Consider the following 23,867-nt stretch of genomic DNA (forward strand, 5'->3'; position numbering starts at 1 on the left):
CCTAGTCCTCGGTCGCGAGGACGTTCGTCCTGATGGTGAGGAACGTGATCAGCGCCGCGACCACCATCATCCCGGCGCTGACCAGCATCGCCGCCCGGAACCCCGCGTTGAACACCGGCGGATTCCTGAACGCGTCGCCCACGAGCCCGACCAGCGGCGGCACCGCGGCGACGGCCAGCAGGCTGCCGGTGCGGGCCACGGCGTTGTTGATGCCGCTGGCCGTGCCCGCGTACCGCTCCTCGGCCGTGGCCAGCACGGTCGAGGTGAGTGGCGCGACCGCCGCGGACAGCCCCAGCCCGAAGACGGTCACCGCGGGCAGGACGCCCAGCAGGTACGAGACGCCCGGCCCGATCGTGCTCATCGCCAGGAAGCCGCAGCCCGCCAGCAGGATCCCGGCCGTCATCGGCCAGCGCGGCCCGATCCGCTTGGCCACCTCGCCGGCCCTGCCCGACAACAACATCATCAGGATCGTCGTCGGCAGCATCGCCAGCCCCGCCTCGATGGGCCCGAAGCCGGACACCACCTGGAGCTGCACCACGAGCAGGAAGAACACCACGCCCATGGCCGCGTACATGATCAGCGTCACCACGTTCACGGCCGCGAACACATGGTTCCTGAAGATCCCTACCGGCACCAGCGCGTCCGGTGACCTGCGGATCTCGGTCACCACGAACGCCGCCCCCAGCAGCACTCCGGCGATGAGCGGCACGGGCGCGCCCTTCTGGATCAGCCCGTACGTGATCCCGGCCAGCGCCAGCGCCGCCAGCGCCGACCCGAGCACGTCGAACCGCCCCACCGCCTCCTCGTCCTTGCTCTCGGGCACGTGCCGAACGGTGACGAGCACGATGAGCACCGCGAACGGCAGGTTGATCAGGAACGCCCACCGCCATCCGGCCGACTGCACGAGCCAGCCGCCCAGCAGCGGCCCGATCGCGGCGGCCACTCCGCCGAGCCCCGACCATATCCCCACGGCCCGGGGCCGGTCGTGCCGCACGAACGACGCCTGGATGATCGCCAGGGATCCGGGCGTGAGCAGCGCCCCGCCGATCCCCTGCAGGGCCCGCGCCCCGATCAGGAACTCGATGTTCGGCGACAGGCCGCACAGGGCGGACGCGATGGCGAACCACACGACGCCGATGACGAAGATCGTCCGCCGCCCGTAACGGTCACCCAGGGAACCGCCCAGCAGGATCAGGCCGGCGAGGGTGAGCGTGTAGGCGTTGATCGTCCACTGCAGGCCGTCCATGCCCGCGTCGAGCTCTTTGCCGAGGAACGGGAGCGCGACGTTGACCACGGTGCTGTCGAGCAGCGCCAGGCCCGAGCCGAGCACGGTCGCGCCCAGGATCCAGCGGCCGCGGGCGGACTTGAGCTCGACGTGGCCGTCTCCGGGCACGGTTCCCTGGCCTGTCACGCGGCGCTTTCGGCGCTCAGGGCCCGCAGCACGAACTCGGACACCAGCTCCGCGGCCCGGTCGACCGTCACGTCCCCGCTGATCAGCGGGACCCGCTCGGCGCCGACGACGGCGAGGATCATCCGGGCCGTGGCCTCCACGTCGAGCACGCGGAAGCCGCCGGACTCCACACCGCTCTCGAGGATCTCCACCAGGGCGCGCTGCATGGGCGCGACGTGCTCGGCCAGCTGCTGGTAGGCGTCCGGGCCGAGGGCGGCGCCGAGATCGGCGGCCCCCGGGTGGGGATGGGCGAGCAGGCCCGCCAGCTGCAACCGTACGAACGCCCGCAACCGGTCGGCCGGGGAGGCGCCTTCCGGCAGCTCCCGCTCGTAGCTGTCGATGAAGTACTGGGTCACCCGCTCGGTGAACGCCAGCAGCAGGGCCGCCTTGTCCGGGAAGTAGTTGTACAGGACGGTCCTGGTGATGCCTGCCTCGCCGGCCACGTCCGTCATCGAGATGGCGTCGATGCCGTGCATCCTGGAAAGGCGGGAGACGGCCTGCAGGATGCGGTCGCGCGTCTGCGCGCGATGCTCGCCGATGGTGGCGGCCGAGATCCGGGGCATAGGCCTATCGTAGGCCCCTTCCGGTTTCTTCCAGCCGATACCGGGCCCGTTCCGCCCCGAGACGAATCGATCAGGCGGCCTGGAGAGTCTGGTGCAGTTCGGTGAGGACCTCGGCGTTGAGCTGGTAGGCCAGGCGGACCTCGCGGATGACGCGTTGCCGCTCGCGCTCGTCGAGCTCCAGCTCATCGAGCCGCGAGCGGTATTCGCCCTTGAACCTCGGCAGGCTGCCCAGTTCGTCGAAGATGTAGAAGTCGACGCCCCCGTCCTTGCCGTAGCCGTAGATCTTCTGCAGCTCCATCCGGATGAACTGCCCGCCCGACAAATCGCCCAGATAGCGCGTGTAGTGGTGCGCGATGTAGCCGCCCGGCCAGTCGGCCACCTGGTGGATCCGCGCGACCAGCGTGCGGGTGGCCTTGGACGGCGAGATCCGCCGCTCCCAGCCCGGCCCGTAAATCGTCGTCAGGTCCCGCTCGAGCGCCCGCTCCCGGTACAGCTCGGGAAAGACGAACCGGCCGGCCACCGGATGGCCGGCGAGCTCCCGCGACACCCCGTCGAGGGCGGCGTACGCGAAGTAGTGCTGGGCCACCATCTCGCCATATTCGTGCTTGCTCAACCGGCCGCCCATGAGCTCGGCGAGATAACTCTCGGACTCGGCGGACTCGTGGTCGGCCCAGGTGGCGTTTCTCAGGGATTCGGAGAACGGCGTGGTCACGGACTACCTCAACTCGCGTGTACGTTTTCATGGCGAAGTGTCACAAACGTCGGCATCCGGCGTCAAGCTGATGACGACACTATGTCATGAAAACCTGGCTTTCCTCTTCCGTACCCGGGAAACGCCACGTCAAGAAGTCACCTCGTCCGGACGGCCGAGGGCGACAGCCAGGTTTGCCGAAGTGATGGGGTGCTCCCCGAGCCCCGCCCACACCCGCACCCGCGCCACCTCCTCACCACCCACGCCGCGCCCGCTCCGGGACGTGCGGCCTGTGTGAGTGAGCCTCTTCGGGGCTGGGTGCCGCGGATGCCGCTTGGTGTGGCGGAGCGCGGCAGGTATGTGTGAGCCCGCTCGGGCCTGGCGCGACGGAGCGGGACCTGTGTGGCCTGAGCCGGCTCGGGCGCGTGGTGCGGGGAGTGCAGCAGGCGTGGCCGACCTCGGCGGACATCCACCGCCGCACCTCGCGCACGCCGGCGTCGGTGCCGGGGGCCGGCCCGGGGACTGTCCGGGGGCGCGGCTGCCGACGATCCCGGCACGGCCTGCCCATGGTGCCCGGAGCGGAGGAGGCCAGCCTCGCCGTGGCGCTGAGCCGCCTAGCGGGTGTAGCGGTGCTTGGCGCCCGGCGGGAAGTACTCGGGATCGCCGGATTCCCGCAGGCGGATGAACGGCGTCTGCTGCGAGGCGGGCACGTAGTTGGCGAACTCGCTGTTCAGCCTCAGCAACTGGGCCAGGACCGACTCGCCCACGGCCAGGGCCGTCTCGTCCGACGGCTTCTCGCCGGGCACGAGCTCCACCGTGATCGTCAGATGCCGGTCGTGGCCGGCGTCCTCCACCACCTCCATGACGAACTTCCCCGTCACCAATCCGCTCACCTCGGGCTGTTCCAGGCCGACGGCGATGTTCTCCGGGTAGACGTTCGCGCCGTAGTAGGACACCGTGAAGTGGGCGCGGCCGAAGACGTACACGAACGGCCGTTCCGGTCCCTTGGCCTCCGGCTCGAAGCCGCGCTGCCGGACGAAGGCGAGCATGTCGTCGTACGGCACCACACCGCCCTCGTCGGCGATGTGGTAGCGGATGAGCGGGATGCCGTTGTCGCCGGAGAACAGCAGTGTGCCCTGATGCTCTTCGAAGAACCGGACATCCGGGTCATACTGGACGAGCGTCGGCAGCCTGGACTCGCCGAACAGCTCCCTGGCCGTGCCCGGCCGAGTGGACAGGAAGCGCCGGATCTCGACCGACAGCGGCGTCTCGTTGCCCAGGACGCCCGCGTCGGCGGTGCCGTACAGGGAGGCGATGCCCTTGACCGGGTCCGCGATCCCGGCCCGCCGCGCGACCAGGCTGCGCCACTCCTCGCTGAACACCTCTCCGGCCGTGACGAGCTTGATGTTCCAGTCGGCCCAGGGGAGTTCCTCGGTGTCGATGACGTTCTTCAGGAACGGCGGGTAGCCCAGGAGTACGACCTGGTCGAAGTGGGGCGCCAGCTCGGGGATGACCCGCAGGATCTCCCTCCTGTCGGTGCCCGGGGCCACGACGGTGATCGGGTAGCCGCGTTCGGCCAGATGGCGGCAGCAGTTGATGGTGAACAGGCCGCCGACCCAGGTGCCGAGGGCGAAGCAGACGACGGCGAGGGTACGGCGTTCGCGGGCGTCGAAGGCGTCCCTGAAGACCTCCTCGAACCGGGCCGCGATCACCCGCTCGTCTTCCGCCGAACGCGGCCAGAAGGACGGGACGCCGGTCGAGCCCGAGGACACGGCGATGATGTCCCCGATCATGCCGTTCCTGCACAGGTCGGGGAGGGGGTGGCGGCGGGTGTAGTTGTCCTTGGACGTCATCGGCACCCGCACGAAGTCCTGCAGCGTCGTGACGTCCCGCGGGTCGATGCGGTGCTCCGCCAGAAAGGCCTTGTAGGCGGGAACGGTCTGCGCCACTTGATGAAAGAGCTCAACCGGGTCCATCAGCTGACTGTACGGCGGAGGCCCGGCAAGGGGAACGGGGCAGGCCGCCGACGCCGGATGGCGTCACTCCAGGGTCTGATCCAGAGCGTCGCCATCAGGTCTGGCTTACATGATTACGATCGCCGTGAGCGAACATCAGCAAGAGAGGGAACATAGCTGGGCTCCAATGAATTGAGTCGGTATAACTCAACCCTTTGGAGTTCGCATGAGTGAGAGTCTGATCCTCCCGGTCCTGCCGCTGGACGACGAGGTCGTCCTGCCCGGCATGGTCGTTCCCCTGGACCTGTCCGACTCCGAGGTGCGCGCTGCCATTGACGCGGCCCGTGCATCCGGTGGCAACAAGCCGCGGGTCCTCCTCGTTCCCCGGATCGACGGCCGTTACGGCGCGATCGGCGTGCAGGCCGTTGTCGAGCAGGTCGGGAGACTGCCCGGTGGCGAGCCCGCCGCCGTGGTGCGGGGCGTCAACCGCGTTCGCGTGGGCACCGGCACGACCGGACCCGGCGCCGCGCTGTGGGTCGAGGCCGACACGATCGACTCCGTCGCCGCCGGCGAGCGTGCCCAGGAGCTGGCCAAGGAGTACAAGGCCCTGGCCACCACGATCCTGCAGAAGCGCGGCGCCTGGCAGGTGGTCGACCAGGTCAACCAGATCGATGACCCCTCGGTGCTGGCTGACAGCTCCGGCTACACCCCCTGGCTGACCACGGCGCAGAAGGTCGAGCTGCTCGAGGCCGCCGACCCCGCCGACCGGCTGGACAAGCTGATCGAATGGTCCCGGGAGCACCTCGCCGAGCTCGACGTCGCCGAGACGATCCGCAAGGACGTCCAGGAGGGCATGGAGAAGCAGCAGCGCGAGTTCCTGCTGCGCCAGCAGCTCGCCGCCGTGCGCAAGGAGCTCAAGGAGCTCAACGGCGACACGGAGACCGAGGAAGAGGACTACCGGGCGCGCGTCGAGGCCGCCGACCTGCCGGAGAAGGTGCGCGAGGCCGCGCTCAAGGAGGTCGACAAGCTGGAGCGGACCTCCGACCAGTCCCCCGAGACCGGCTGGATCCGCACGTGGCTGGACACGGTGCTCGACATCCCCTGGAACGACCGTACCGAGGACAACTACGACATCACCGGCGCGCGGGCCGTGCTCGACGCCGACCACACGGGCCTGTCCGACGTGAAGGACCGCATCATCGAGCACCTGGCCGTGCGCAAGCGCCGCCAGGACAAGGGCCTCGGCGTGGTGGGCGGCCGCCGCAGCGGCGCCGTGCTCGCCCTCGCCGGTCCCCCCGGAGTCGGCAAGACCTCTCTGGGCGAGTCCGTGGCCCGCGCGATGGGCCGCAAGTTCGTACGAGTCGCGCTCGGCGGCGTACGCGACGAGGCCGAGATCCGCGGCCACCGGCGCACCTACGTGGGCGCGCTGCCAGGTCGCATCGTCCGCGCCATCCGCGAGGCCGGCTCGATGAATCCGGTGGTCCTGCTCGACGAGGTCGACAAGGTGGGCGCCGACTACCGCGGCGACCCGACGGCCGCTTTGCTGGAAGTGCTCGACCCGGCCCAGAACCACACGTTCCGCGACCACTACCTCGAGGTCGAGCTGGACCTGTCCGACGTGCTGTTCCTGGCCACGGCCAACGTCCTGGAGGCCATCCCCGGGCCGCTGCTGGACCGGATGGAGATCGTCACGCTCGACGGCTACACCGAGGACGAGAAGGTCGCGATCGCCCGCGACCACCTGCTGCCCAGGCAGCGGGAGCTGGCCGGGCTGACCGCCGAGGAGGTCACGGTCGAGGACGACGCTCTGCGCAGGCTGGCCGCCGAGTACACCCGCGAGGCGGGCGTCCGGTCGCTGGAGCGCGCGGTCGCCAGGGTCCTGCGCAAGGTGGCGGCCAAGGACGAGCTGCCCGTCACGGTCGGCGAGGACGACCTCGTCGGCTACCTCGGACGGCCGCGGTTCGTGCCGGAGTCGTCCCTGCCCGAGGCCACCCAGCGCACTTCCGTGCCGGGCGTGGCCACGGGCCTGGCGGTCACCGGCGCCGGCGGCGACGTCCTGTATGTCGAGGCGTCCCTGGCCGACCCGGAGACCGGCGAGACGGGCCTCACGCTGACCGGTCAGCTGGGCGACGTGATGAAGGAGTCGGCCAGGATCGCGCTGTCCTACCTGCGCTCGCACGGGGCGGAGCTGGAGTTGCCGGTCACCGCGCTGAAGGACCGCTCGGTGCACGTCCACTTCCCGGCGGGCGCCGTGCCCAAGGACGGCCCCTCCGCCGGTGTGACGCTGACGACCGCGCTGGCGTCCCTCCTGTCCGGCCGTCTGGTACGCGGTGACGTGGCCATGACCGGCGAGATCTCGCTGACCGGGCGGGTCCTGCCGATCGGCGGCGTCAAGCAGAAGCTGCTGGCGGCGCACCGTGCGGGCATCACCACCGTCCTCATCCCGGCCCGCAACGAGCCGGACCTGGACGACGTGCCCGAGGAGGTCAGGAACGAGCTGACCATCCACGCGGTGAGCGACGTCCGCGAGGTCCTGGACATCGCGCTCGCCCCGGCGGAGGTGGCCGCTCCGGTCGCCGCCTAAGAGGGCATACATGGGCGAATCATTCAGTCGTTTGACTGGATGATTCGCCCATGCTGTCATGAGGGCATGCTGTACGAGACCCCGGCGCTGGAGCCCGTGGACAAAGGCGTCCTCGAGGAGATCGAGGAGATGCGGCGCGACCTGAAGTACCGGCTCGCCGAGACGCACCGGTGGGACGGGCAACTGCGCAGGCAGTTGCAGGCCCGGGCGATCCAGGGCTCGAACTCGATCGAGGGCTACCGGGCCAGCGTCGAGGACATCGAGTCGATCATGGCGGGGGAGGAGCCGCTGGAGACGTCGGCGCCGGTGGCTCAGGAGATCGCGGGGTACCAGCAGGCGCTGACGTACGTCCAGGTGCTGTCGCGGGCGCCGATGTTCCGGTACGACGCCGGGCTGCTCCACGCGCTCAACTTCATGGTCATCGGTCACCATCGCAACAAGAGCCCGGGGGTCGTCCGGCCGGGCGGCATCTACATCCGCGACACCGACACGGGAGAGGTCGTCTACGAGGGGCCCGACGTCGAGTTGGTCCCCGGCGCGATGGACGAGTTGGTCGCATGGCTCAACGAGGGCGACCTGGACGCCCCCAGCTATGTCCGGGCCGCCATGGCCCACTTCAACCTCGTCAAGATCCATCCATGGCGCGACGGCAACGGGCGGATGTCCAGGGCGCTGCAGACGCTCGTCCTCGGCCGGGAACAGATCCTGCTGCCCGAATTCTGCTCCATCGAGGAGTGGCTCGGCCAGCAGCGCGTCACCCTCGACTACTACGACGTGCTCGGCCAGGTCGGAGGGCGGCGATGGGGTCCCCACGGGGACACGCTGCCGTGGGTGCGGTTCTGTCTGAAAGCCCACCACATGCAGGCGCAGCGGGTCCGCCAGCGGCTGGCCGAGGCCGGAGAGATCTGGATGCTCCTGGAGGAACAGGTCGACGCCGACGGCCTCAACAGCCGCACCGTCTCCGCGCTCTACGAGGTGTTCGTGAACAGGCGGCTGCGCAGGAGCCGCTACCAGGCCGACGAGGGCCTCAGTCAGGGGCAGGCTGCGCGTGACCTCCGCGATCTCGCCGCCAAGGGCTGGCTGCGGCCGTACGGCGAGACCAAAGGCCGCTTCTACGCGCCAGGGCCGCGCATGGACCGGATCAAGGCCGACTTCGCCGGACGCGTCACGCCGCTGCGCGACCCGTACCGCTAGGTCTGGAGCTGTTCGAGCAGGTCGGCCGCCACTGCCAGGATCCGGCACTCGGCGGGGGTGAGCTTCCGCGCCAACGCCTCGGTCAGCCACTGGTCCGTGGCGCCGACCTGCTGCGTGAGCGTCGCGGTGCCACGTTCGGTGAGGGCGATGTGGTGCCTGCGGCGGTCGTCCTCGTCGCGCGAGCGGCGGATCAGGCCCTGCTCCTCCAGCGAGGCGAGCACGCGGGTGACGGACTGGGGCTGGAGGTGTTCGGCGGCGGCGAGCTCTCCCGCCGTCATCGCGCCGCGCCGGTGCAGGTGGCCGAGCAGGGACAGGGACAGGCCACCGAGGCCGTGCGCGGGACGCTCCTCGCGCAGGCGCCGCGCCAGGCCGATGGCCGCCCGGCGGAGTGCCACGGCTGTGCCCTGCAGGTCCTCATCGTTCATGCTTATTACGCTATCACTTACTAATCCTAGGCTAAATCTCGGCAATCCAGTAATATTCGCTACGCAATGCGTAAGAATATCGGTATGCTGGCACGCCGGGAGGTGCTGCGTGCGGATCGAGGTGCGACGCATGGCGGCCGCCGCGCTGGAGCTCGGCGGGCCGCTCGCGTGGGGGGTCGCCTCGGGGTGGCCTGCGCTCGGCGCCCTGGCGGCCATCGGAGCCCTCGCCGTGAGCGGCGTCTCCCTGGGAAGAGTCTCCCCGGGACCTGCGCGCCTGGCCCTGGTTCAGGGAGCCGCCGTGGTGGCGGGCACGGCTGTGGCGGGGCTCGCCGGGGCCGGCGTCGCGGGGCGAGGGTGGATCACCGCTGTGACGGTCGTGCTGTTCGCGGGCCTGCTCGCGGTGGTGGGCGGGATCAGCCGTCCCATGGCGGAGCACAGCACTCGCTTCATCGTTTTCATGGTCATCGCCACCGGTGTCGCGAACCACGTCGAGCCGGTCGCCGCCGCCGTGCTGTTCGCCGAAGGGGCGATCTGGAGCCTGTTCGTCACCGCGCTCTGCGTCCACGCGAAACGCCCTCGGCGCGACGGCCGCGAACGTCATCCGGGGTCCGCGGCCGTCGCCCGACCGGCTCCCACGGGGCGAGCGCTGCTGCGCCGCTGGTGGAGGACGCTGGGAAGCGTGCGCGGGTGGCAGTACCCCATCCGCCTGATCACCTGCCTCGCCGCCGCCGAGATCGCCGGGCTCCTGTGGCCCCAGCCGGCCGCGTCGTGGATCGCCGTCACCGTTGTGATCGTCGTCAGGCGGCGACTGGACGGAGCGGTGCGGCGGGCGGCCGAGCGGGCCGCCGGCACCGCCGCCGGGGTGATCGCCGGTTCCGCCGTGCTGCTGTGGGTGCCGCCGTCGTGGCTGTTCGTGCTGCTCGTCGCCGTGCTGGCCGCACTCAGGCCGGTGCTCAAGGAACGCCACTACACCGTGTACGCGACCGTCATGACGCCACTCGTCCTGCTCCTCATGGAGGGCGGCGGACGTGTGGCACCTGCGACGATCGGGTACCGGCTGGCGGACACGGTCATTGGCTGCGTGCTGGCTCTGGGGCTCGGTTACCTGCCCTGGGCGGCACGCCGGGAGGGGAGCGTTCGTGCCGTCTTGGGCTGACCACGCGATCTGGTGGCACGTCTACCCGCTCGGCTTCACCGGAGCCCCCGCCACCGCGGCCGGGCCGCCCGCCCCCGACGGCGTGCGGCACCGGCTGCGCCACCTCGAGTCGTGGCTGGACTACGTCGCCGAGCTGGGCTGTTCGGGCCTCCAGCTCGGTCCGATCTTCGCCGCCGAGTCCCACGGGTACGACACCATCGATCACTTCAGGATCGACCCGCGCCTCGGCGATGACCACGACTTCGACTCCCTCGTCGCCAAGGCGCGCGACCGTGGGCTGCGCATCATCCTCGACGGCGTGTTCAACCACGTGGGCCGCTCCTTCCGAGCCGGCGACCGGTGGTTCAGGCGGGGCCCCGAGGGCTACGAGGTCTTCGAGGGCCACCACGGGCTCGTCGCGCTCGACCACGCCGAACCCGCCGTGCAGAAGTACGTGGCCGGCGTGCTCGACCACTGGCTCGGCCGCGGCGCCTCGGGGTGGCGGCTCGACGCCGCCTACGCCGTACCGGCCTGGTTCTGGAGGAAGGTCCTGCCGGAGGTTCGGGTACGGCATCCCGAGGCGTGGTTCGGCGGCGAGATGATCCACGGCGACTACGCCGGATATGTCAGGGAGTCGGGTCTCGACTCGGTCACCCAGTACGAGCTGTGGAAGGCCATCTGGAGCTCGCTCAACGACCGGAACCTCTTCGAGCTCGCCTGGGCCCTCGACCGCCACGACAAGCTGCTCGACACGTTCGTGCCGCTCACGTTCGTCGGGAACCACGACGTCACCCGGCTCGCAACCCGGCTCGACGACCCTCGCCACCTGGGGCACGCGCTGGCCGTGCTCTTCACCGTCGCGGGCCTGCCCAGCGTCTATTACGGGGACGAGCAGGCGTTCCAGGGGCTGAAGGAGGAACGGGCGGGCGGCGACGACGCGATCAGGCCGGCGTTCCCCGCGGAGCCCGGCGGGCTGGCGCCGTACGGAGCCGAGGTGTACCGGCTTCACCAGCGGCTCATCGGCTTCCGAAGGCGTCATCCGTGGTTGCACAGAGCCCGGACCACAGCCGAACACCTCACCAACACGGCCGTTGCGCTCCGCAGCCGCCCGCCCGGCGGCTCCGGGCAAGGCGGCGTGGAGGTCGTCACCCTGCTGAACCTCGGCGACCACCCGCACCGCTTCCTCATCGGCGATGCGCAAGCCGCCTTCCAGGGCGACCGAGAGGATCCAGCCGTCGTACCAGCCCACAGCTGGCGCATCGTGACTCAGGTCACCAAAGAGATAGGGAATAGAGGGAGCGCGGAGATCCGTTGACCACGGCGTGAACGAGGCATACGCGAACGACACGAGCGCCCACAGGGACGGCTCGTGTCGTCGTATGGGGCGAATGCCGAGCTGAGCAGAGAATCCGCCCGTTCCTCTCCGAAGGTCACCATGATCGCACCTGGTTTCGTGCTGCGCAGGCTGAGTCACCTGCCCTTCCACCCCGGCACACGCTGACACCAGCCTCTCTTCCGGTGATGTACGTTTCCGCGGCCCACCGCCGGGCCGCTCTCAGTCGTGGGGATATTCCGTGATCCAGGCTTCAGGCCTGCGCAAGCAGTACGGGGACACCGTCGCCCTGGACGGCGTCGACCTGCACGTGCGCGAAGGCGAGATCTACGGCGTGCTCGGCCAGAGCGGCGCCGGCAAGAGCACGCTCCTGCGCTGCGTCAACCTGCTCGAACGCCCCACCGCGGGCACCGTCACCGTCGCCGGGCAGAACCTGACCGCGCTGCGCAGCGCCGAGCTCAACCGCGCCAGGCAGCGCATCGGCATGATCCACCAGCACTTCGCCCTGCTGAACTCGCGCACGGTCGCGGGCAACATCGCCTTCCCGCTGGAGATCATGGGCGTGCCCAGGGCCGAACGCGACAGGCGGGTCGCCGAGCTGCTGGAGCTGGTCGGGCTGGAAGGCCGCGGCAAGGACCGCCCGAACCAGCTCTCCGGCGGCCAGAAGCAGCGAGTCGGCATCGCCAGGGCACTCGCGGGCAACCCCGCCGTGCTGCTGTCGGACGAGGCCACCTCCGCGCTCGACCCGGCCACCACCCAGTCGATCCTCGCCCTGCTCAAGCGGCTCAACGCCGAGCTGGGCCTGACGATCCTGCTCATCACCCACGAGATGAACGTCGTCAAGAGCGTCTGCGACTCGGTCGCCATCATGTCGCACGGCCGCATCGAGGAGTCCGGCGCCATCGCGGACCTCATCAGGACGCCCGCATCCCGCTTGACCAGGGAGATCTTCCCGCTGCCCGAGCCCGCCCCGGCCGGCTCGGTGACGCTGACGTTCACCGGCGACCCCCGGCAGCCGGTGGTGTCGGAAGTGGTCAGGAAGTTCAACGTGGACCTGAGCATCCTGGGCGGCTCGATCGAGGACCTCGCCGGCGGCTCGGTGGGCCGCCTGCGCGTCGCGCTCGACGGGTCCGACTCGGCCGCGGCGCTGGCTTATCTGCGTGACGCGGGCCTGATCGTGGAGGTGGAAGGCATATGACCGGGCTTGTCGAGGTCATCAACAGGCACGGCACCTTGGTCATGAGACCGGCGAAGGAGGGCTCATGACCTGGGATGAGATGCTGCCGCTGCTCTGGCCGGCGACGCTGGAGACGGCGCAGATGGTCGGCTGGTCCACGCTGTTCACCGCGCTGCTCGGGCTGCCGCTCGGCGTGGCGCTGGTGGTGTTCGACCGGAACGGGCTGCGGCCGCTCCCGGCGTTCAAGTCGGCGCTCGGATTCGTGGTCAACGTCGGACGGTCGCTGCCGTTCATCGTGCTGATGATCGCGATCATCCCCTTCACCAGGCTCGTCGTCGGGACGACCATCGGGACGGCCGCGTTCGTCGTGCCGCTCACCGTCGGCGCGGTGCCGTTCTTCGCCCGGCTCGTCGAGACCGCGCTCAGGGAGGTCGGCGCGGACGTGGTGCAGGCGGCGCAGGCCATGGGCGCGAGCCGTACCACCATCGTGCGTAAGGTCCTGCTGCCCGAGGCGCTGCCCGGGCTGATCGCGGGCCTGACCGTGACCGTCGTCGCGCTCATCGGCTACTCCGCCATGGCCGGCACGCTCGGCGGCGGCGGGCTCGGCGACCTGGCCGTCCGGTACGGCTACCAGCGGTTCGAGACGCTGCTGATGATCGTGACCGTCGTCCTCCTCCTCGTGATCGTGCAACTCCTGCAGAGCCTGGGCGACTGGGTCGCTCGGCGCCTATCCCACAAATAAGGAAAAACCATGAAATTTCGTTTTATAGCGGGTGCCGTTGCGCTGGCCTTGTCGCTCGCCGCATGCGGGACGTCGCAGCCGGCGACGAAGACGGCCGAGTCTGCCGACACCGTGCTGAAGGTGGGCGCGAGCCCGGTGCCGCACGCGGAGATTCTCAACTTCGTCAAGCAGAACCTTGCCCCGGCCGCCGGGCTCAAGCTTGAGATCGTGGAGTTCACGGACTACGTGCAGCCCAATGTGCAGCTCGACGAGGGCCAGCTGAATGCGAACTTCTTCCAGCACAAGCCGTACCTGGACGACTTCAACGCCTCCAAGGGCACCAAGCTGAGCTTCGTCACGCCGGTCCACCTCGAGCCGCTGGGCCTGTACTCCAAGAAGATCACCTCCGTGTCCGCGCTGGCCAGTGGCGCCACCGTGGCCCTCCCCAACGACGCCACCAACCTGGGCCGCGCGCTCAAGCTGCTCGCCGACAACGGCGTGGTCAAGCTCAAGGACGGCGTCGGCACCGCCGCCACCGAGCGCGACGTGGTCGAGAACCCGAAGAAGCTGCAGTTCAAGCCGCTCGAGGCGGCTCAGCTGCCGCGCTCGCTCGAGGACGTCGACGCCGCCGTGATCAACGGCAACTACGCCATCGAGGCCGGGCTCAAGCCCGCTTCGCAGGCGCTGGTGCTGGAGAAGACCGAGGGCAACCCGTACGTCAACGGCCTGGTCGTCCAGGCCGGCCACGAGAAGGACGCCAACATCGTCACCCTCGGCAAGCTCCTGCAGGACCAGAAGGTCAAGGACTTTATCAAGCAGAAGTACGAGGGCTCGGTCATCCCCGCGGAGTGACACCGGACCGGAGCGGGGACGACCGGTTGCCGGTACGGCCGGCGGGACGTCCGCCCCGCGCCTGCACGCGCCAAGCGCCCGACGCCGCGACCTCGATGCCGAGGCCGCGGCTTCGCGCGTTCACGGTCCGCGCGGGCGTGCTCGCGGCAGGCGGTGCTGGCGTGGCGGCGGGCAACAGAATAGTGTTCGGTCATGTATCCGGGAGCCATCGCAGCAGTCACCCCAGACAAGCCCGCTGTGATCATGGCGGGCTCCGGACGGATCATCACCTATCGCGAGCTTGACGAGGAGTCGAACCGCCTGGCCCACCTGTTCCGCGCGGCCGGGCTGCGCCCGGGCGACCACATCGCCTTCATGCTCCCCAACCACCCGCTCTTCCTGACGGTGGCGTGGGCGGCGCTGCGCTCGGGCCTGTACTACACGCCGATCAGCTCCCGCCTGCAGACCGACGAGCTGGCCTACATCGTGAACAACTGCGGCGCCCGGGCGTTCGTCTCCAGCGCCGACCTGGCCGGCGTCGCCGGCTCGATCACCGCCGCCACGCCCGGCGTCGAGGTACGGCTCATGCTGGACGGCGTGACCGAGGGCTTCGAGTCGTACGAAGAGGCGGTCGCCAAGCAGCCGGCCACCCCGGTCGACGACGAATGCATGGGCACGGACATGCTCTACTCGTCGGGCACCACGGGACGGCCGAAGGGCGTCAAGATCCCCTCCGCGCACGGCCCGCTCACCGAGCCGGGCACGTTGCTCCATCTCATCCAGGCGTTGTTCGCGCCGTCGGCGGACAGCGTCTACCTCTCGCCCGCGCCGCTCTACCACGCCGCGCCGTTGCGCTACAGCCTGACGTTCCAGCGGCTCGGGGCCACGGTGGTGGTGATGGAGCGCTTCGACCCCGAACAGTTCCTGGCGCTGGTGGAGCGGTACGGGGTGACGCACTCGCAGCTCGTGCCGACGATGTTCATCAAGATGCTCAAACAGCCGGAAGAAATCCGGACAAAGTATGATCTTTCATCGCTCCAGTGTGCGATCCATGCCGCCGCCCCCTGCCCCGTCCCCGTCAAGGAGCAGATGATCGACTGGTGGGGCCCGATCATCCACGAGTACTACGCGGGCACCGAGGGCAACGGCTTCCTCTACGTCAACTCCCAGGACTGGCTCCAGCACAAGGGCACGGTCGGCCGCTCCCTGCTCGGCGTCGTGCACGTCTGCGACGAGGACGGCAACGACGTGCCGCCGGGCGAGGACGGCACGATCTACTTCGAGAACGGTGGCCGGTTCGAATACCACGGCGACCCGGACAAGACCCGCTCCGCGCAGGACCCCCAGGGCAGGGGCTGGACCACGCTCGGCGACATCGGCCGCCTGGACGACGACGGCTTCCTCCACCTCACCGACCGCCGCTCGTACATGATCATCTCTGGCGGTGTGAACATCTACCCGCAGGAGGCCGAGAACGTGCTGTCGGTGCACCCGAAGGTGGCCGACGTGGCGGTGTTCGGGGTGCCGGACGAGGAGATGGGCGAGCAGGTCAAGGCCGTGGTCGAGCCGGTGTCCATGGCGGAGGCGGGCCCGGAGCTGGAGGCGGAGCTGATCGCGTACTGCCGGAAGCGTCTGGCACACTACAAGTGCCCGAAGTCGGTGGACTTCCGCGAGGAACTCCCGCGCCATCCGACGGGCAAGCTTTACAAGCGCCTGCTCAGAGACGAGTACTGGCCGGTTCGCGGGTAAAACCTTCGGAATTTCGTACGACTCGCGCCCTGGGCCCCCACCTCGATCGATAAAGCAGTTGTCAACCCTCTCAGAAAGCTCCAAGGACCGGCTTAACCAGCTCTTACGCGAGTCTTGGCACCCTTGAGTCATCGGGACTCGAGGGAGATGACAGATGAACGCCAATGAGCCTCACGAGCAGGGCACCGGCGGGTGGAGCCAGTTCGGCAGCACCCCGCCGGCCGCCGGGGGCTTCCCCCGCAGAGACACGCAGATCCTGGGACAGCCGCTTCCTCCGCCCCCGCCGCCGAAGAAGCCCGGCTTCTCCTTCATGGGGCGCAGGGCCATCGCCGGCCTCGCTCTCGCGGCCACGGCCATCGGCGGCGGCGTCGTGGGGGCCGTCGTCGCCAACGCGTTCCAGCCCGAGCAACTCGCCAGCAGCGCCACGCCGAGCCCGGTCTTCAAGTCGGCCTCCAACCAGCTCACCATCGCGCAGGTGGCCGCCAAGGTGCAGCCGAGCGTCGTGATGATCCAGGGACAGACCGGTGAGGGCTCCGGTGTCGTGCTGTCGGAGGACGGGCTCATCCTCACCAACAACCACGTGGTCGAGGGTGCGAGCCAGGGCGGCAGCGGGCAGATGACCGTCAAGTTCAACGACGGCAAGACCGCCAAGGCCAGCGTCGTCGGCACCGACCCGGCCACCGATCTCGCCGTCATCAGGGTGGAGGGCGTGTCGGGGCTGACCAAGGCGACGCTCGGCGACAGCGACATCGTCAAGGTCGGTGACCCCGTACTGGCCATCGGAAGCCCGCTCGGCCTGGACGGATCCGTCACCGCCGGCATCGTCAGCGCGCTCGACCGCACGCTCACCGTCGGCGGCGAGCAGCAACAGCAGATCCCGCCGGGCTGGGGCCAGGAGCAGCAGAGCCAGGGGAGCGGGGCCACCACGATCGGCGGCGCCATCCAGACCGACGCCGCCATCAACCCCGGCAACTCCGGCGGCGCGCTGGTGAACGCCGCGGGCGAACTGATCGGCATCAACACCGCCATCGCCTCGGATGCCGCGGGCGGCGGCGTCGGCTTCGCCATCCCGGTCAACACCGCCAAGCAGGTCTCCGAGCAGCTCATCAACAGCGGCAAGGTCAGCCACGCGTTCCTGGGCGTGAGCGTCACCGACGCGACGGGCGACGTGCCGGGCGCCCTGGTCAGGCAGGTCACCGACGGAAGCCCGGCGGCGAAGGCGGGACTGCAGCAGGGCGATCTGATCACCAAGATCGGTGACAAGGCGGTTGACGGCGGCGATACTGTAGTTGGGCAGGTCAGAGGTTTCAAACCGGGTCAACAGGTCAAGATCACATACATGAGGGACGGCAAGACCAACGAAGTCACCGTGACCCTCGAAGAGAAGAAATAACAGGACCCCCTCCCGGACGGGTGTGCCGTCGAGATCGCTGCGGACTCGGCGGCACACCCCCCATTTCTGGGAGAAGCTTCATTCAGGAGAAGCGCCGGCCCTCGTCGCGCCGGTAGGCCCAGCCGGCCGCGAGCGCCACGACGACGGTCCACACGGCCAGCATGACGAGGGCGACCACGTCGGGGCTGCGGCCCGCGGTCGCCGCCCAGAGCAGCTCGGCCGCACCCCTGGCCGGCGTGTACGGGGAGATGACCTCGATGAAGCCGGGCAACACCGAGGGCGGCAACAGCAGCCCCCCGATCACCGCCAGCGGGAAGAACAGGATCTGCGACACCGCGATCGCGCCCTTCGAGCTCAGCAGGAAGCCGATCAGCAGGCCCAGCAGCATGAACGGGATCCCGCCCGCGACCAGCGCGACCAGCCCGAGCAGCAGCCGCGGCGGCGTGATCGTGGCGTCCGTGAAGAACGCCGCCAGCAGTAGCACGGGGATCACCGAGATCAGCATGACGGCCACCGTGGTGAGGATCCGCCCGGCGAAGCGGGGGAACGGGCCCGCGGGGAGCGTGCGCAGGTACGGGTTCCAGGGCTGCTCGCGGTCCTGGGCGACGCTGATGGCGAGCCCGATCAGCGCGCCGGACATCGCGCCGAAGAACATCAGCGACGCCGTCGCCGTCGTGGCCGCCTGGGGATCGTGGCCCGTGAACGGCACCACGAACGCCAGCATCGACACGGCCGGGAAGAACGCGCTGGCCAGGATGCTGATGGGCACCCTGATCTGCTCCAGCATGAGGTAGCGGGTGTGCGCGAGGACCAGACTAGGCATGCGCGGACTCCTTCGAGGTGATGGCGAGGAAGGCCTCCTCCAGGGTGGTCGGCCTGATCTCGAGCCCGGAGAACGGCGTGCCGCTCCGCACCAGCTCGACGACCAGCCGGTCGGGGTCGGTGGTCATCAGATGGATGCGGCCGTCCTCGCGTTCGGAGCCGATCACTCCGGGCAGCTCGGGCAGGCCGGCGGCGACGAGCGAGACGCGCCGCACGCCCACGATGTCGCGTACGGCCCGCACGGTGTCGTCGGCCAGCACGCGGCCGTGGCCCACCACCACGACCCGCTCGGCCAGGGCCTCGATCTCCTCCAGGTAGTGGCTGGTCAGCAGGACGGTGCCGCCTGCCTCGTGGAAGGCCCTGACGCCGTCCCACAGCGAGCGCCTGGCCTCGACGTCCAGGCCGGTCGTGGGCTCGTCCAGGAAGACCAGCTTCGGGTCGCCCGCGAACGCCAGTGCCACGGCCAGCCGCCGCTTCTGCCCGCCGGACAGGCCGCCGACCTGCCGCTTGACCAGGTCGCCGAGGCCGAAGCGCGCCAGCAGCTCCTCTTTCTCCGCCTTTTTCGGGAAATGCGCGGATACGAAGTCGACGATCTCGCCGACGCGTAACGACTCCGGCAGCCCGGTCTCCTGCGGGGTCACGCCGATGCCGCGTCGCCTCGCCGGGTCCTGCGGGGAGCCGCCGAGCAGCTCGACCGTGCCGGACGTCGGGCGGCGCAGCCCCACGAAGAGGTTGATCAGGGTGGACTTGCCCGCGCCGTTCGGGCCGAGGAGCCCGACCAGTTCGCCCGCCCTGATGTCGAGTGAGAGCCGATCGAGCGCGAGCACGTCGCCGTAGCTGCGGCTGACCTCGATCGCCCTGGCGAGGACGGTCATGACATTCCTCCTGCGTTGCCGAGCAAGGCGCGAATCGCCTTGGTGTAATCCTCGAAGGCCAGCCGTCCGCGTTTGGTGAGCGCCACGTACGTGACGGGTGTGCGGCCCTTGTGCGTTTTGGTGATCCGGACGTACCCGGCGTCCTCCAGCTTGCTGAGGTGCACCGACAGGTTGCCCGCGGTCATGCCGAGCAGGTCCTTCAGCGCCGGGAACGCCATCTCGTCGCCCTCGCCGAGCATGTTCAGCGCGGCGACCACCCGGAGCCGGGCCTGCGCGTGGATCACCGGGTCGAGCTCGGGCGGCGCCTGGTCCGCGCTCACTGGCGGCGCCTCAGCCACAGGCCGGCGACGATGAAGCCGCCTCCCAGCAGCACGGCCGTCAGCAGCGCGTGCCAGCCGACGCCGAGCAGCACGCCCAGGGCGTCGACGGCGGCGACCCAGACGCCGATGAAGAACATCGGCCAGTAGAGCCAGATCGCGCCCCCGGCCATGTTCATGACCGCGACGATCATGAGCGACGCGCCTCCCCAGGCGAGGCCGCTCTCATCGGGAGGCAGGAGGGAGCTGAGCCTGCCGCAGATGACCCACACGAGCAGCATCCCGGCAAACCACGCGTACCCGTACATCGTGCCCCTGGCCGTGTGGTCGCCGCGGACTCCTCTGTTCATCCGCACGATCCCGAACGCGGCCACCGCCCCGGCCACGAGCTGCGCGCTCATCAGCACCGCCAGCGCCTGCGTCTGGGAGATCGGCGCGTACGGGTGGCCGTCGAGGCCGTAGTGCAGGAAAAGCGCGGTGAAGCCGAGCAGCCAGGCGACGCCCCAGGGGACGTAGAGCAGGAGCGGGTCGCCGTACAGCCATCGCGCGGTGGCGGCGCGCTGCTCCTCGATGGTGCGCAGCATCTCCTCGGGACTCGCCAAGTGATCGTCGTCGCTCGCCATCGCAAACCTCTCGCTCCCTCAAACTGGTTTGTACTTTAAACCAGATTGCCGCGCCAACTCAATCCCTCTCCTCAGGCAGGGACTCAGCGCCGGGTCAGGACCTCGGACTCCCACAGGTCGCGGTAGTAGCCGGGCACAGCGACGAGCTCGTCATGCCGCCCTCTCTGGACGACCCGGCCCTCGTCGAGCACGACCACCTCGTCCACGTTCTCCAGCCCTCTGAGCCGGTGCGTGACGAGGAGCGTGGTGCGGTCCCTGGTGACGTCGAGCAGGTCGCTCATCAGCCGGTCGGCCGTCTCCTCGTCGAGCGCCTCGGCGGGCTCGTCGAGCAGCAGCACGGGCGGGTCGTACAGCAACGCCCTGGCCAGGGCCAGCCGCTGCAACTGCCCGCCGGACACGGTCTTGCCGTCCTCGCCCAGCTCCGCGTCCCATCCGGTCCGCTCGACCCAGCCGTCGAGCCTGGCGTCCCGTACGGCCTGCTCGAGCGTCTCCTCGCCGGCCTCGGGGCCCGCGAGGCGCAGGTTGTCGCGGAGGGTGGCGCGGAAGATGTACGGGTCCTGGGTGAGGCCGGTCATGAGCGTCCGTACGTCGTCGCCGGCGAGGTCGCGAACGTCGACGCCGTTGACGCGGATATGACCGGATTCGGGCTCGACCAGCCGCATCAGGGCGGCCAGCAACGTGCTCTTCCCCGCTCCGCTGGGACCTACGATCGCGACCCGCTTGCCGGGGGTGAGCGTCAACGACACCCCGTCCAGCGCAGGGTGCCTGAGGGGCGCCTTGGCGCGCGGTGACTTTCCATCCGGCGAGGCGGCGGCGGGGTGGCGGACCACCAGGCTGTCGATCTCGATGGTCAGCGGGGACGCGGGCAGGGGCGCGGGCGCCGAGGGTTCCGTGACGGCCGGGGTGGCGGAGCGGACCTCGCGGAGGCGCCGGAGCGCGGCCGTGATGCCCGCCAGGCGCTCGCCCGCCGCGGCCAGCGGCAGCACCGGCTCGAACGACACCAGGGCGGTCAGCGCCAGCACGGCCGTCGCGACCCAACCGGCGCCCGCGCCCTGGGCGAGCAGTACGACTGCCGCCACGGTCAGCCCCTGCACCAGCGTGCCCCCGGCGAGGGCGGCAGCGTGGACACGGGCCTGGCGGCGTTCGAGCGCGGCCAGGGACTCGTCGGCGGACAGCGCCCGGGCCAGCGCCTCGTCGTCGGCTCCGTAGGCGGCCAGGTCGGCGGAGCCGTGCACCAGGTCCGCCACCCGGCCCGCCAGGGCCGCCCTGGCCGGGGCGATCCTGGCCGACCAGCGGCGGGCGGCGGCGGCCGTACCGGCGGGCAGCACCACCCCGGCCAGCACGAGCCCGGCCACCAGCACCAGCGCCGTCACCGGCAGGATGGTCAGCCCGATGACCACGGCCGCCAGTCCCGCCGCCGCGGCCGCGGCGGCGGGGAGCAGGCAGCGCACGAGCAGGTCCTGTACGGCGTCGGTGTCATCGACCATGCGGCTGAGCAGGTCGGCGCCGCCGTGCCTCGGCTGCTGGGGCGGGATGAGGGCCTGGAAGAGGCGTTCCCGGGTGCCTGCCTGGGCGCGGAGTGCGACGTCGTGGCCGGTGAGGCGTTCGGCGTAGCGGAAGACGCCCTTGCTGGTGGCGAACGCCCTGGTCGCCACGATCGCCACGCTCAGGGCGGCGAGCGACGGCTGCTGCGCCGCCCGGGTGATCAGCCACGCGGCGGCGGCGATGAGCCCGAGCCCGGCCAGATCGGCCGCCGACCCGGCCAGCACGGCCCAGACCAGCCGCACTCCCATGCGCCGGTTCACTGTCGGCTCCCTTCGCCTGGCCGCACCGCTGCCACCTGATCACGCGGTGGGCGATGATGCGGGGCCGCCTCCGGCGCACCTCTCACGGAAAGGCCACCGCCTTCCACCGCCATATCGGCCTGCGCTGCCGGGCCGCTCTGCGCGGCAGGGCCGCTCTGCGCGGCAGGGTGGTCCTGTGCGGCCGGGTCGCTCTGCGCGGTCGCGTCGTCCGGCGCGGCTGGGTCGTCCTGTGCGGTCGCGTTGCTCTGCGCGGTCGGGTCGCTCCCAGCCGGGTCGCTCTTCCCGATCGCGTTGCCCTTTGCGGCGGGGTCGCCATCTGCCGTCGCACCTGCCGTGGCGGCGCCCTTTGCGGTGCCGTCACCCTTCGAGGTGGTGTCGCTCGGTGCACCGGCGTCACGCTCGGTGGTGGCGCCTGCCGACGTGGTGGCTGCCCCTCCCGCCACGATGTCCCCGCTCGGCGCCGACACACCCCCGCTTCGCGCCGTCGGCTCACCGGTTCCCGCAGGGCTCCCACCGAGGCGGGAAGTGCGGCGGGTGGTGTCGGAGACGACGCGGCCCTCGTGGATGCGGATGACGCGGTCGGCGAGCTCGATCATTGCGGGCCGGTGGGCGACGATGACGGCCGTACGGTCCTGGGCCAGGTCCGCGGTGGCGGCCACCACGGCCGCCTCGCTGCGGCCGTCCAGGCGGGCGGTGGGCTCGTCGAGCAGCAGCACCGACGCCTGGGGACGGCAGAAGGCCCGCGCGAGCGCGATCCGCTGCCGCTGACCGGCCGAGAGGTTGGCCCCGCGCTCGCCCACCACCGTGTCGAACCCCTGCGGCAGTCCGTCCACGAAGTCCGCGTGCGCGGCGGCGGCCGCCGCGCGGACCTCGTCCAGGGTGGCCGAGGGTGCCCCGAGCCGGATGTTGCCGGCCACCGACGTGGCGAACAGGTGCGGCCGCTGAGCCACGAACGCCAGCCGCGCCCGCCAGCTCCCCAGGTCCAGCTCGCGCAGGTCCGTCCCGTCGACGAGGACCCGGCCCTCCGACGGGTGGATGAAGCCGAGGACGAGATGGAGCAGGGTGCTCTTGCCCCCGCCGCTCTCGCCGACCAGCGCCACCCGTTCACGCGGGCCGATGGTGAGGGAGACGTTCTCCAGCGCGGCGTCGTCGCGGCCGGGGTAGCGTACGGTCACGTTCTCCAACCGAATCTCCGGCGCCCCAACCGATGGTGCGCCAACCGATGGTGCCCCGGCCAAGGGCGCCCCGCCCGGCGATGCCGGGGCCGGCCGCCGTACCGGATCGGTGCCGGATTCGTCCAGTACGGCGAAGGCCGCGTCGGCGGCCGCCACCCCCTCCATCGAGGCGTGGAAGCGCGTCCCCATCGCCCGCAGCGGCAGGTACGCCTCCGGCGCCAGCAGCAGCACCAGCAGCGCCGTCGTCAGATCCAGCGACCCGCTCAGCAGCCGCAGCCCGATCGGCACCGCCACGAGCGCCAGCGAGAGCGACGCGCACAGCTCCAGCACCAGCGACGACAGGAACGCCACCCGCAAGGTCCGCATCGTCGCGCTCCGGTGCGCGTCCGCGACCTGCTGGATGACACCCGCCTGGTACCGGGCACGCCCGAAGGCCCGCAGGGTGGGCAGTCCGCGCACCACGTCCAGGAAGTGACCGCCGAGCCGCGACAGGGCCAGGAACTGGCGCTCGGTGACGGCCTTGGTGGTCATGCCCACCAGCGCGCCGAAGATCGGGATCAGGGGCAGCGTGACCAGGACGATGACCGCGCTGCCCAGGTCGGCGGCGAAGAGCCGTACCAGCACCGCGAGCGGCACCACCCCGGCGACCGCGATGGACGGCAGGTAGCCGGTGAGGTACGCGTCGAGCCCGTCCAGGCCGCGCCCCGCGAGCGTGACCAGTTCGCCCGAGCGGTGAGCGGTGAGCCGCCCGGGCCCGAGGTCCCGCAGGCGGCCCAGCAGCCGGTGGCGCAGCGCCGACTTCACGCCGGTCGCGGTGCGCCCCGCGAAGACGCCCTGCGTCCAGGCGAGCAGCGCCCGTACGCCCACCACCGCCGCCAGCCCGGCCAGGGCGACGGCGGTGAACCTGCCGGACAGCACCCCGGCCAGCAGTTCGGCCTGCACCAGAACGAGCAGCCCCGCCAGCACCGCCGCGACCATGGTCACGGTCAGATGGCGGCGAACCGACCGCTCGGCCCGCATGAGCCGCAGGAGATCCTTATGCACGAGCC

Annotated in this window: 19 protein-coding genes and 1 pseudogene; 9 read left to right on the plus strand and 11 right to left on the minus strand. The window is 70.5% G+C overall.

Annotation, left to right across the window (positions count from 1 at the left end; translation table 11 throughout):
* Position 1: 1 nt before the first annotated feature.
* The 4 genes from ACQPWU_RS21155 to ACQPWU_RS21170 form a co-directional block, all read right to left on the minus strand.
* Positions 2-1,411 carry an MFS transporter gene (locus ACQPWU_RS21155; RefSeq protein ID WP_433442563.1) on the minus strand — a complete coding sequence of 470 codons (1,410 nt, stop codon included), beginning with the start codon at positions 1,409-1,411 and terminating at the stop codon, positions 2-4.
* Positions 1,408-2,013, minus strand: a complete 606-nt coding sequence (locus tag ACQPWU_RS21160) for a TetR/AcrR family transcriptional regulator (RefSeq protein ID WP_433442565.1) — start codon at positions 2,011-2,013, stop codon at positions 1,408-1,410. The genes ACQPWU_RS21155 and ACQPWU_RS21160 overlap by 4 nt, the downstream gene beginning before the upstream one ends.
* A 70-nt stretch (positions 2,014-2,083) precedes the next feature.
* The gene (locus tag ACQPWU_RS21165; RefSeq protein ID WP_433442567.1) at positions 2,084-2,725 is read right to left on the minus strand and encodes a heme oxygenase (biliverdin-producing); all 642 of its coding nucleotides are present in this window, start codon (positions 2,723-2,725) and stop codon (positions 2,084-2,086) included.
* Positions 2,726-3,318: 593 nt separating this feature from the next.
* Positions 3,319-4,680, minus strand: a complete 1,362-nt coding sequence (locus ACQPWU_RS21170) for a phenylacetate--CoA ligase family protein (RefSeq protein ID WP_433442569.1) — start codon at positions 4,678-4,680, stop codon at positions 3,319-3,321.
* Between the two features lie 205 nt (positions 4,681-4,885).
* Here ACQPWU_RS21170 and lon point away from each other — a divergent pair, with 205 nt between their 5' ends.
* Both lon and ACQPWU_RS21180 read left to right on the plus strand, forming a co-directional pair.
* A complete protein-coding gene (lon, locus tag ACQPWU_RS21175) occupies positions 4,886-7,243 on the plus strand; it encodes an endopeptidase La (RefSeq protein WP_433442571.1) in 2,358 nt (785 codons plus the stop codon).
* 66 nt (positions 7,244-7,309) lie between these two features.
* On the plus strand, positions 7,310-8,437 hold the full coding sequence (locus tag ACQPWU_RS21180; RefSeq protein ID WP_433442573.1) for a Fic family protein: 1,128 nt from the start codon (positions 7,310-7,312) through the stop codon (positions 8,435-8,437).
* On the opposite strand, the gene ACQPWU_RS21185 is transcribed toward ACQPWU_RS21180, so the two are convergent.
* Complete coding sequence (locus ACQPWU_RS21185; RefSeq protein WP_433442574.1) at positions 8,434-8,862, minus strand: MarR family transcriptional regulator; 429 nt, start codon at positions 8,860-8,862, stop codon at positions 8,434-8,436. The genes ACQPWU_RS21180 and ACQPWU_RS21185 overlap by 4 nt on opposite strands.
* Positions 8,863-8,971: 109 nt before the next feature.
* On the opposite strand from ACQPWU_RS21185, the gene ACQPWU_RS21190 reads away from it, so the two are divergent.
* The 7 genes from ACQPWU_RS21190 (at position 8,972) to ACQPWU_RS21220 (ending at position 17,201) form a co-directional block, all read left to right on the plus strand.
* Complete coding sequence (locus ACQPWU_RS21190; protein ID WP_433442576.1) at positions 8,972-10,018, plus strand: FUSC family protein; 1,047 nt, start codon at positions 8,972-8,974, stop codon at positions 10,016-10,018.
* Complete coding sequence (locus ACQPWU_RS21195; RefSeq protein ID WP_433442578.1) at positions 10,002-11,312, plus strand: alpha-amylase family protein; 1,311 nt, start codon at positions 10,002-10,004, stop codon at positions 11,310-11,312. Before ACQPWU_RS21190 ends, ACQPWU_RS21195 begins: the two co-directional genes overlap by 17 nt.
* Positions 11,313-11,571: 259 nt before the next feature.
* Positions 11,572-12,528, plus strand: coding sequence for a methionine ABC transporter ATP-binding protein (locus tag ACQPWU_RS21200; RefSeq protein ID WP_433442580.1), 957 nt, complete (start codon positions 11,572-11,574; stop codon positions 12,526-12,528).
* Positions 12,529-12,592: 64 nt separating this feature from the next.
* Positions 12,593-13,249, plus strand: coding sequence for a methionine ABC transporter permease (locus ACQPWU_RS21205; protein ID WP_360702949.1), 657 nt, complete (start codon positions 12,593-12,595; stop codon positions 13,247-13,249).
* A gap of 9 nt (positions 13,250-13,258) precedes the next feature.
* Positions 13,259-14,080, plus strand: a complete 822-nt coding sequence (locus ACQPWU_RS21210) for a MetQ/NlpA family ABC transporter substrate-binding protein (RefSeq protein WP_433442582.1) — start codon at positions 13,259-13,261, stop codon at positions 14,078-14,080.
* A gap of 192 nt (positions 14,081-14,272) precedes the next feature.
* A complete protein-coding gene (locus tag ACQPWU_RS21215; protein WP_433442584.1) occupies positions 14,273-15,808 on the plus strand; it encodes an AMP-binding protein in 1,536 nt (511 codons plus the stop codon).
* A gap of 154 nt (positions 15,809-15,962) precedes the next feature.
* Positions 15,963-17,201 (plus strand): S1C family serine protease, encoded by a 1,239-nt coding sequence (locus ACQPWU_RS21220; protein WP_360702941.1) that lies wholly within the window; start codon positions 15,963-15,965, stop codon positions 17,199-17,201.
* Positions 17,202-17,283: 82 nt separating this feature from the next.
* Here ACQPWU_RS21220 and ACQPWU_RS21225 read toward each other — a convergent pair whose 3' ends face one another.
* From ACQPWU_RS21225 to cydD, 6 genes and pseudogenes are all read right to left on the minus strand, one after another.
* Positions 17,284-18,024, minus strand: a complete 741-nt coding sequence (locus tag ACQPWU_RS21225) for an ABC transporter permease (RefSeq protein WP_433442586.1) — start codon at positions 18,022-18,024, stop codon at positions 17,284-17,286.
* Complete coding sequence (locus tag ACQPWU_RS21230; RefSeq protein ID WP_433442588.1) at positions 18,017-18,898, minus strand: ABC transporter ATP-binding protein; 882 nt, start codon at positions 18,896-18,898, stop codon at positions 18,017-18,019. The genes ACQPWU_RS21225 and ACQPWU_RS21230 overlap by 8 nt, the downstream gene beginning before the upstream one ends.
* A complete protein-coding gene (locus tag ACQPWU_RS21235; RefSeq protein WP_433442590.1) occupies positions 18,895-19,218 on the minus strand; it encodes a transcriptional regulator in 324 nt (107 codons plus the stop codon). The genes ACQPWU_RS21230 and ACQPWU_RS21235 overlap by 4 nt, the downstream gene beginning before the upstream one ends.
* On the minus strand, positions 19,215-19,838 hold the full coding sequence (locus tag ACQPWU_RS21240; protein ID WP_433442592.1) for a hypothetical protein: 624 nt from the start codon (positions 19,836-19,838) through the stop codon (positions 19,215-19,217). Before ACQPWU_RS21240 ends, ACQPWU_RS21235 begins: the two co-directional genes overlap by 4 nt.
* A gap of 83 nt (positions 19,839-19,921) precedes the next feature.
* Positions 19,922-21,643, minus strand: a complete 1,722-nt coding sequence (cydC, locus tag ACQPWU_RS21245; protein WP_433442594.1) for a thiol reductant ABC exporter subunit CydC — start codon at positions 21,641-21,643, stop codon at positions 19,922-19,924.
* 503 nt (positions 21,644-22,146) lie between these two features.
* Positions 22,147-23,862, minus strand: a pseudogene (cydD, locus tag ACQPWU_RS21250) (thiol reductant ABC exporter subunit CydD); the annotation flags it as partial.
* Between the last annotated feature and the right edge of the window lie 5 nt (positions 23,863-23,867).

Origin of the sequence: Nonomuraea sp. CA-141351, assembly GCF_050944675.1 — a bacterium.
Lineage (GTDB): Bacteria > Actinomycetota > Actinomycetes > Streptosporangiales > Streptosporangiaceae > Nonomuraea.

Excerpts from the sequence above, each read along its gene's own strand:
- ACQPWU_RS21225 (WP_433442586.1), bottom strand. The coding sequence starts at position 18,024 with ATGCCTAGTCTGGTCCTCGCGCACACCCGCTACCTCATGCTGGAGCAG.
- ACQPWU_RS21230 (WP_433442588.1), bottom strand. The coding sequence starts at position 18,898 with ATGACCGTCCTCGCCAGGGCGATCGAGGTCAGCCGCAGCTACGGCGAC.
- ACQPWU_RS21185 (WP_433442574.1), bottom strand. The coding sequence starts at position 8,862 with ATGAACGATGAGGACCTGCAGGGCACAGCCGTGGCACTCCGCCGGGCG.
- ACQPWU_RS21170 (WP_433442569.1), bottom strand. The coding sequence starts at position 4,680 with ATGGACCCGGTTGAGCTCTTTCATCAAGTGGCGCAGACCGTTCCCGCC.
- ACQPWU_RS21160 (WP_433442565.1), bottom strand. The coding sequence starts at position 2,013 with ATGCCCCGGATCTCGGCCGCCACCATCGGCGAGCATCGCGCGCAGACG.
- lon (WP_433442571.1), top strand. The coding sequence starts at position 4,886 with ATGAGTGAGAGTCTGATCCTCCCGGTCCTGCCGCTGGACGACGAGGTC.
- ACQPWU_RS21205 (WP_360702949.1), top strand. The coding sequence starts at position 12,593 with ATGACCTGGGATGAGATGCTGCCGCTGCTCTGGCCGGCGACGCTGGAG.
- ACQPWU_RS21240 (WP_433442592.1), bottom strand. The coding sequence starts at position 19,838 with ATGGCGAGCGACGACGATCACTTGGCGAGTCCCGAGGAGATGCTGCGC.
- ACQPWU_RS21210 (WP_433442582.1), top strand. The coding sequence starts at position 13,259 with ATGAAATTTCGTTTTATAGCGGGTGCCGTTGCGCTGGCCTTGTCGCTC.
- ACQPWU_RS21215 (WP_433442584.1), top strand. The coding sequence starts at position 14,273 with ATGTATCCGGGAGCCATCGCAGCAGTCACCCCAGACAAGCCCGCTGTG.
- ACQPWU_RS21220 (WP_360702941.1), top strand. The coding sequence starts at position 15,963 with ATGAACGCCAATGAGCCTCACGAGCAGGGCACCGGCGGGTGGAGCCAG.
- ACQPWU_RS21180 (WP_433442573.1), top strand. The coding sequence starts at position 7,310 with ATGCTGTACGAGACCCCGGCGCTGGAGCCCGTGGACAAAGGCGTCCTC.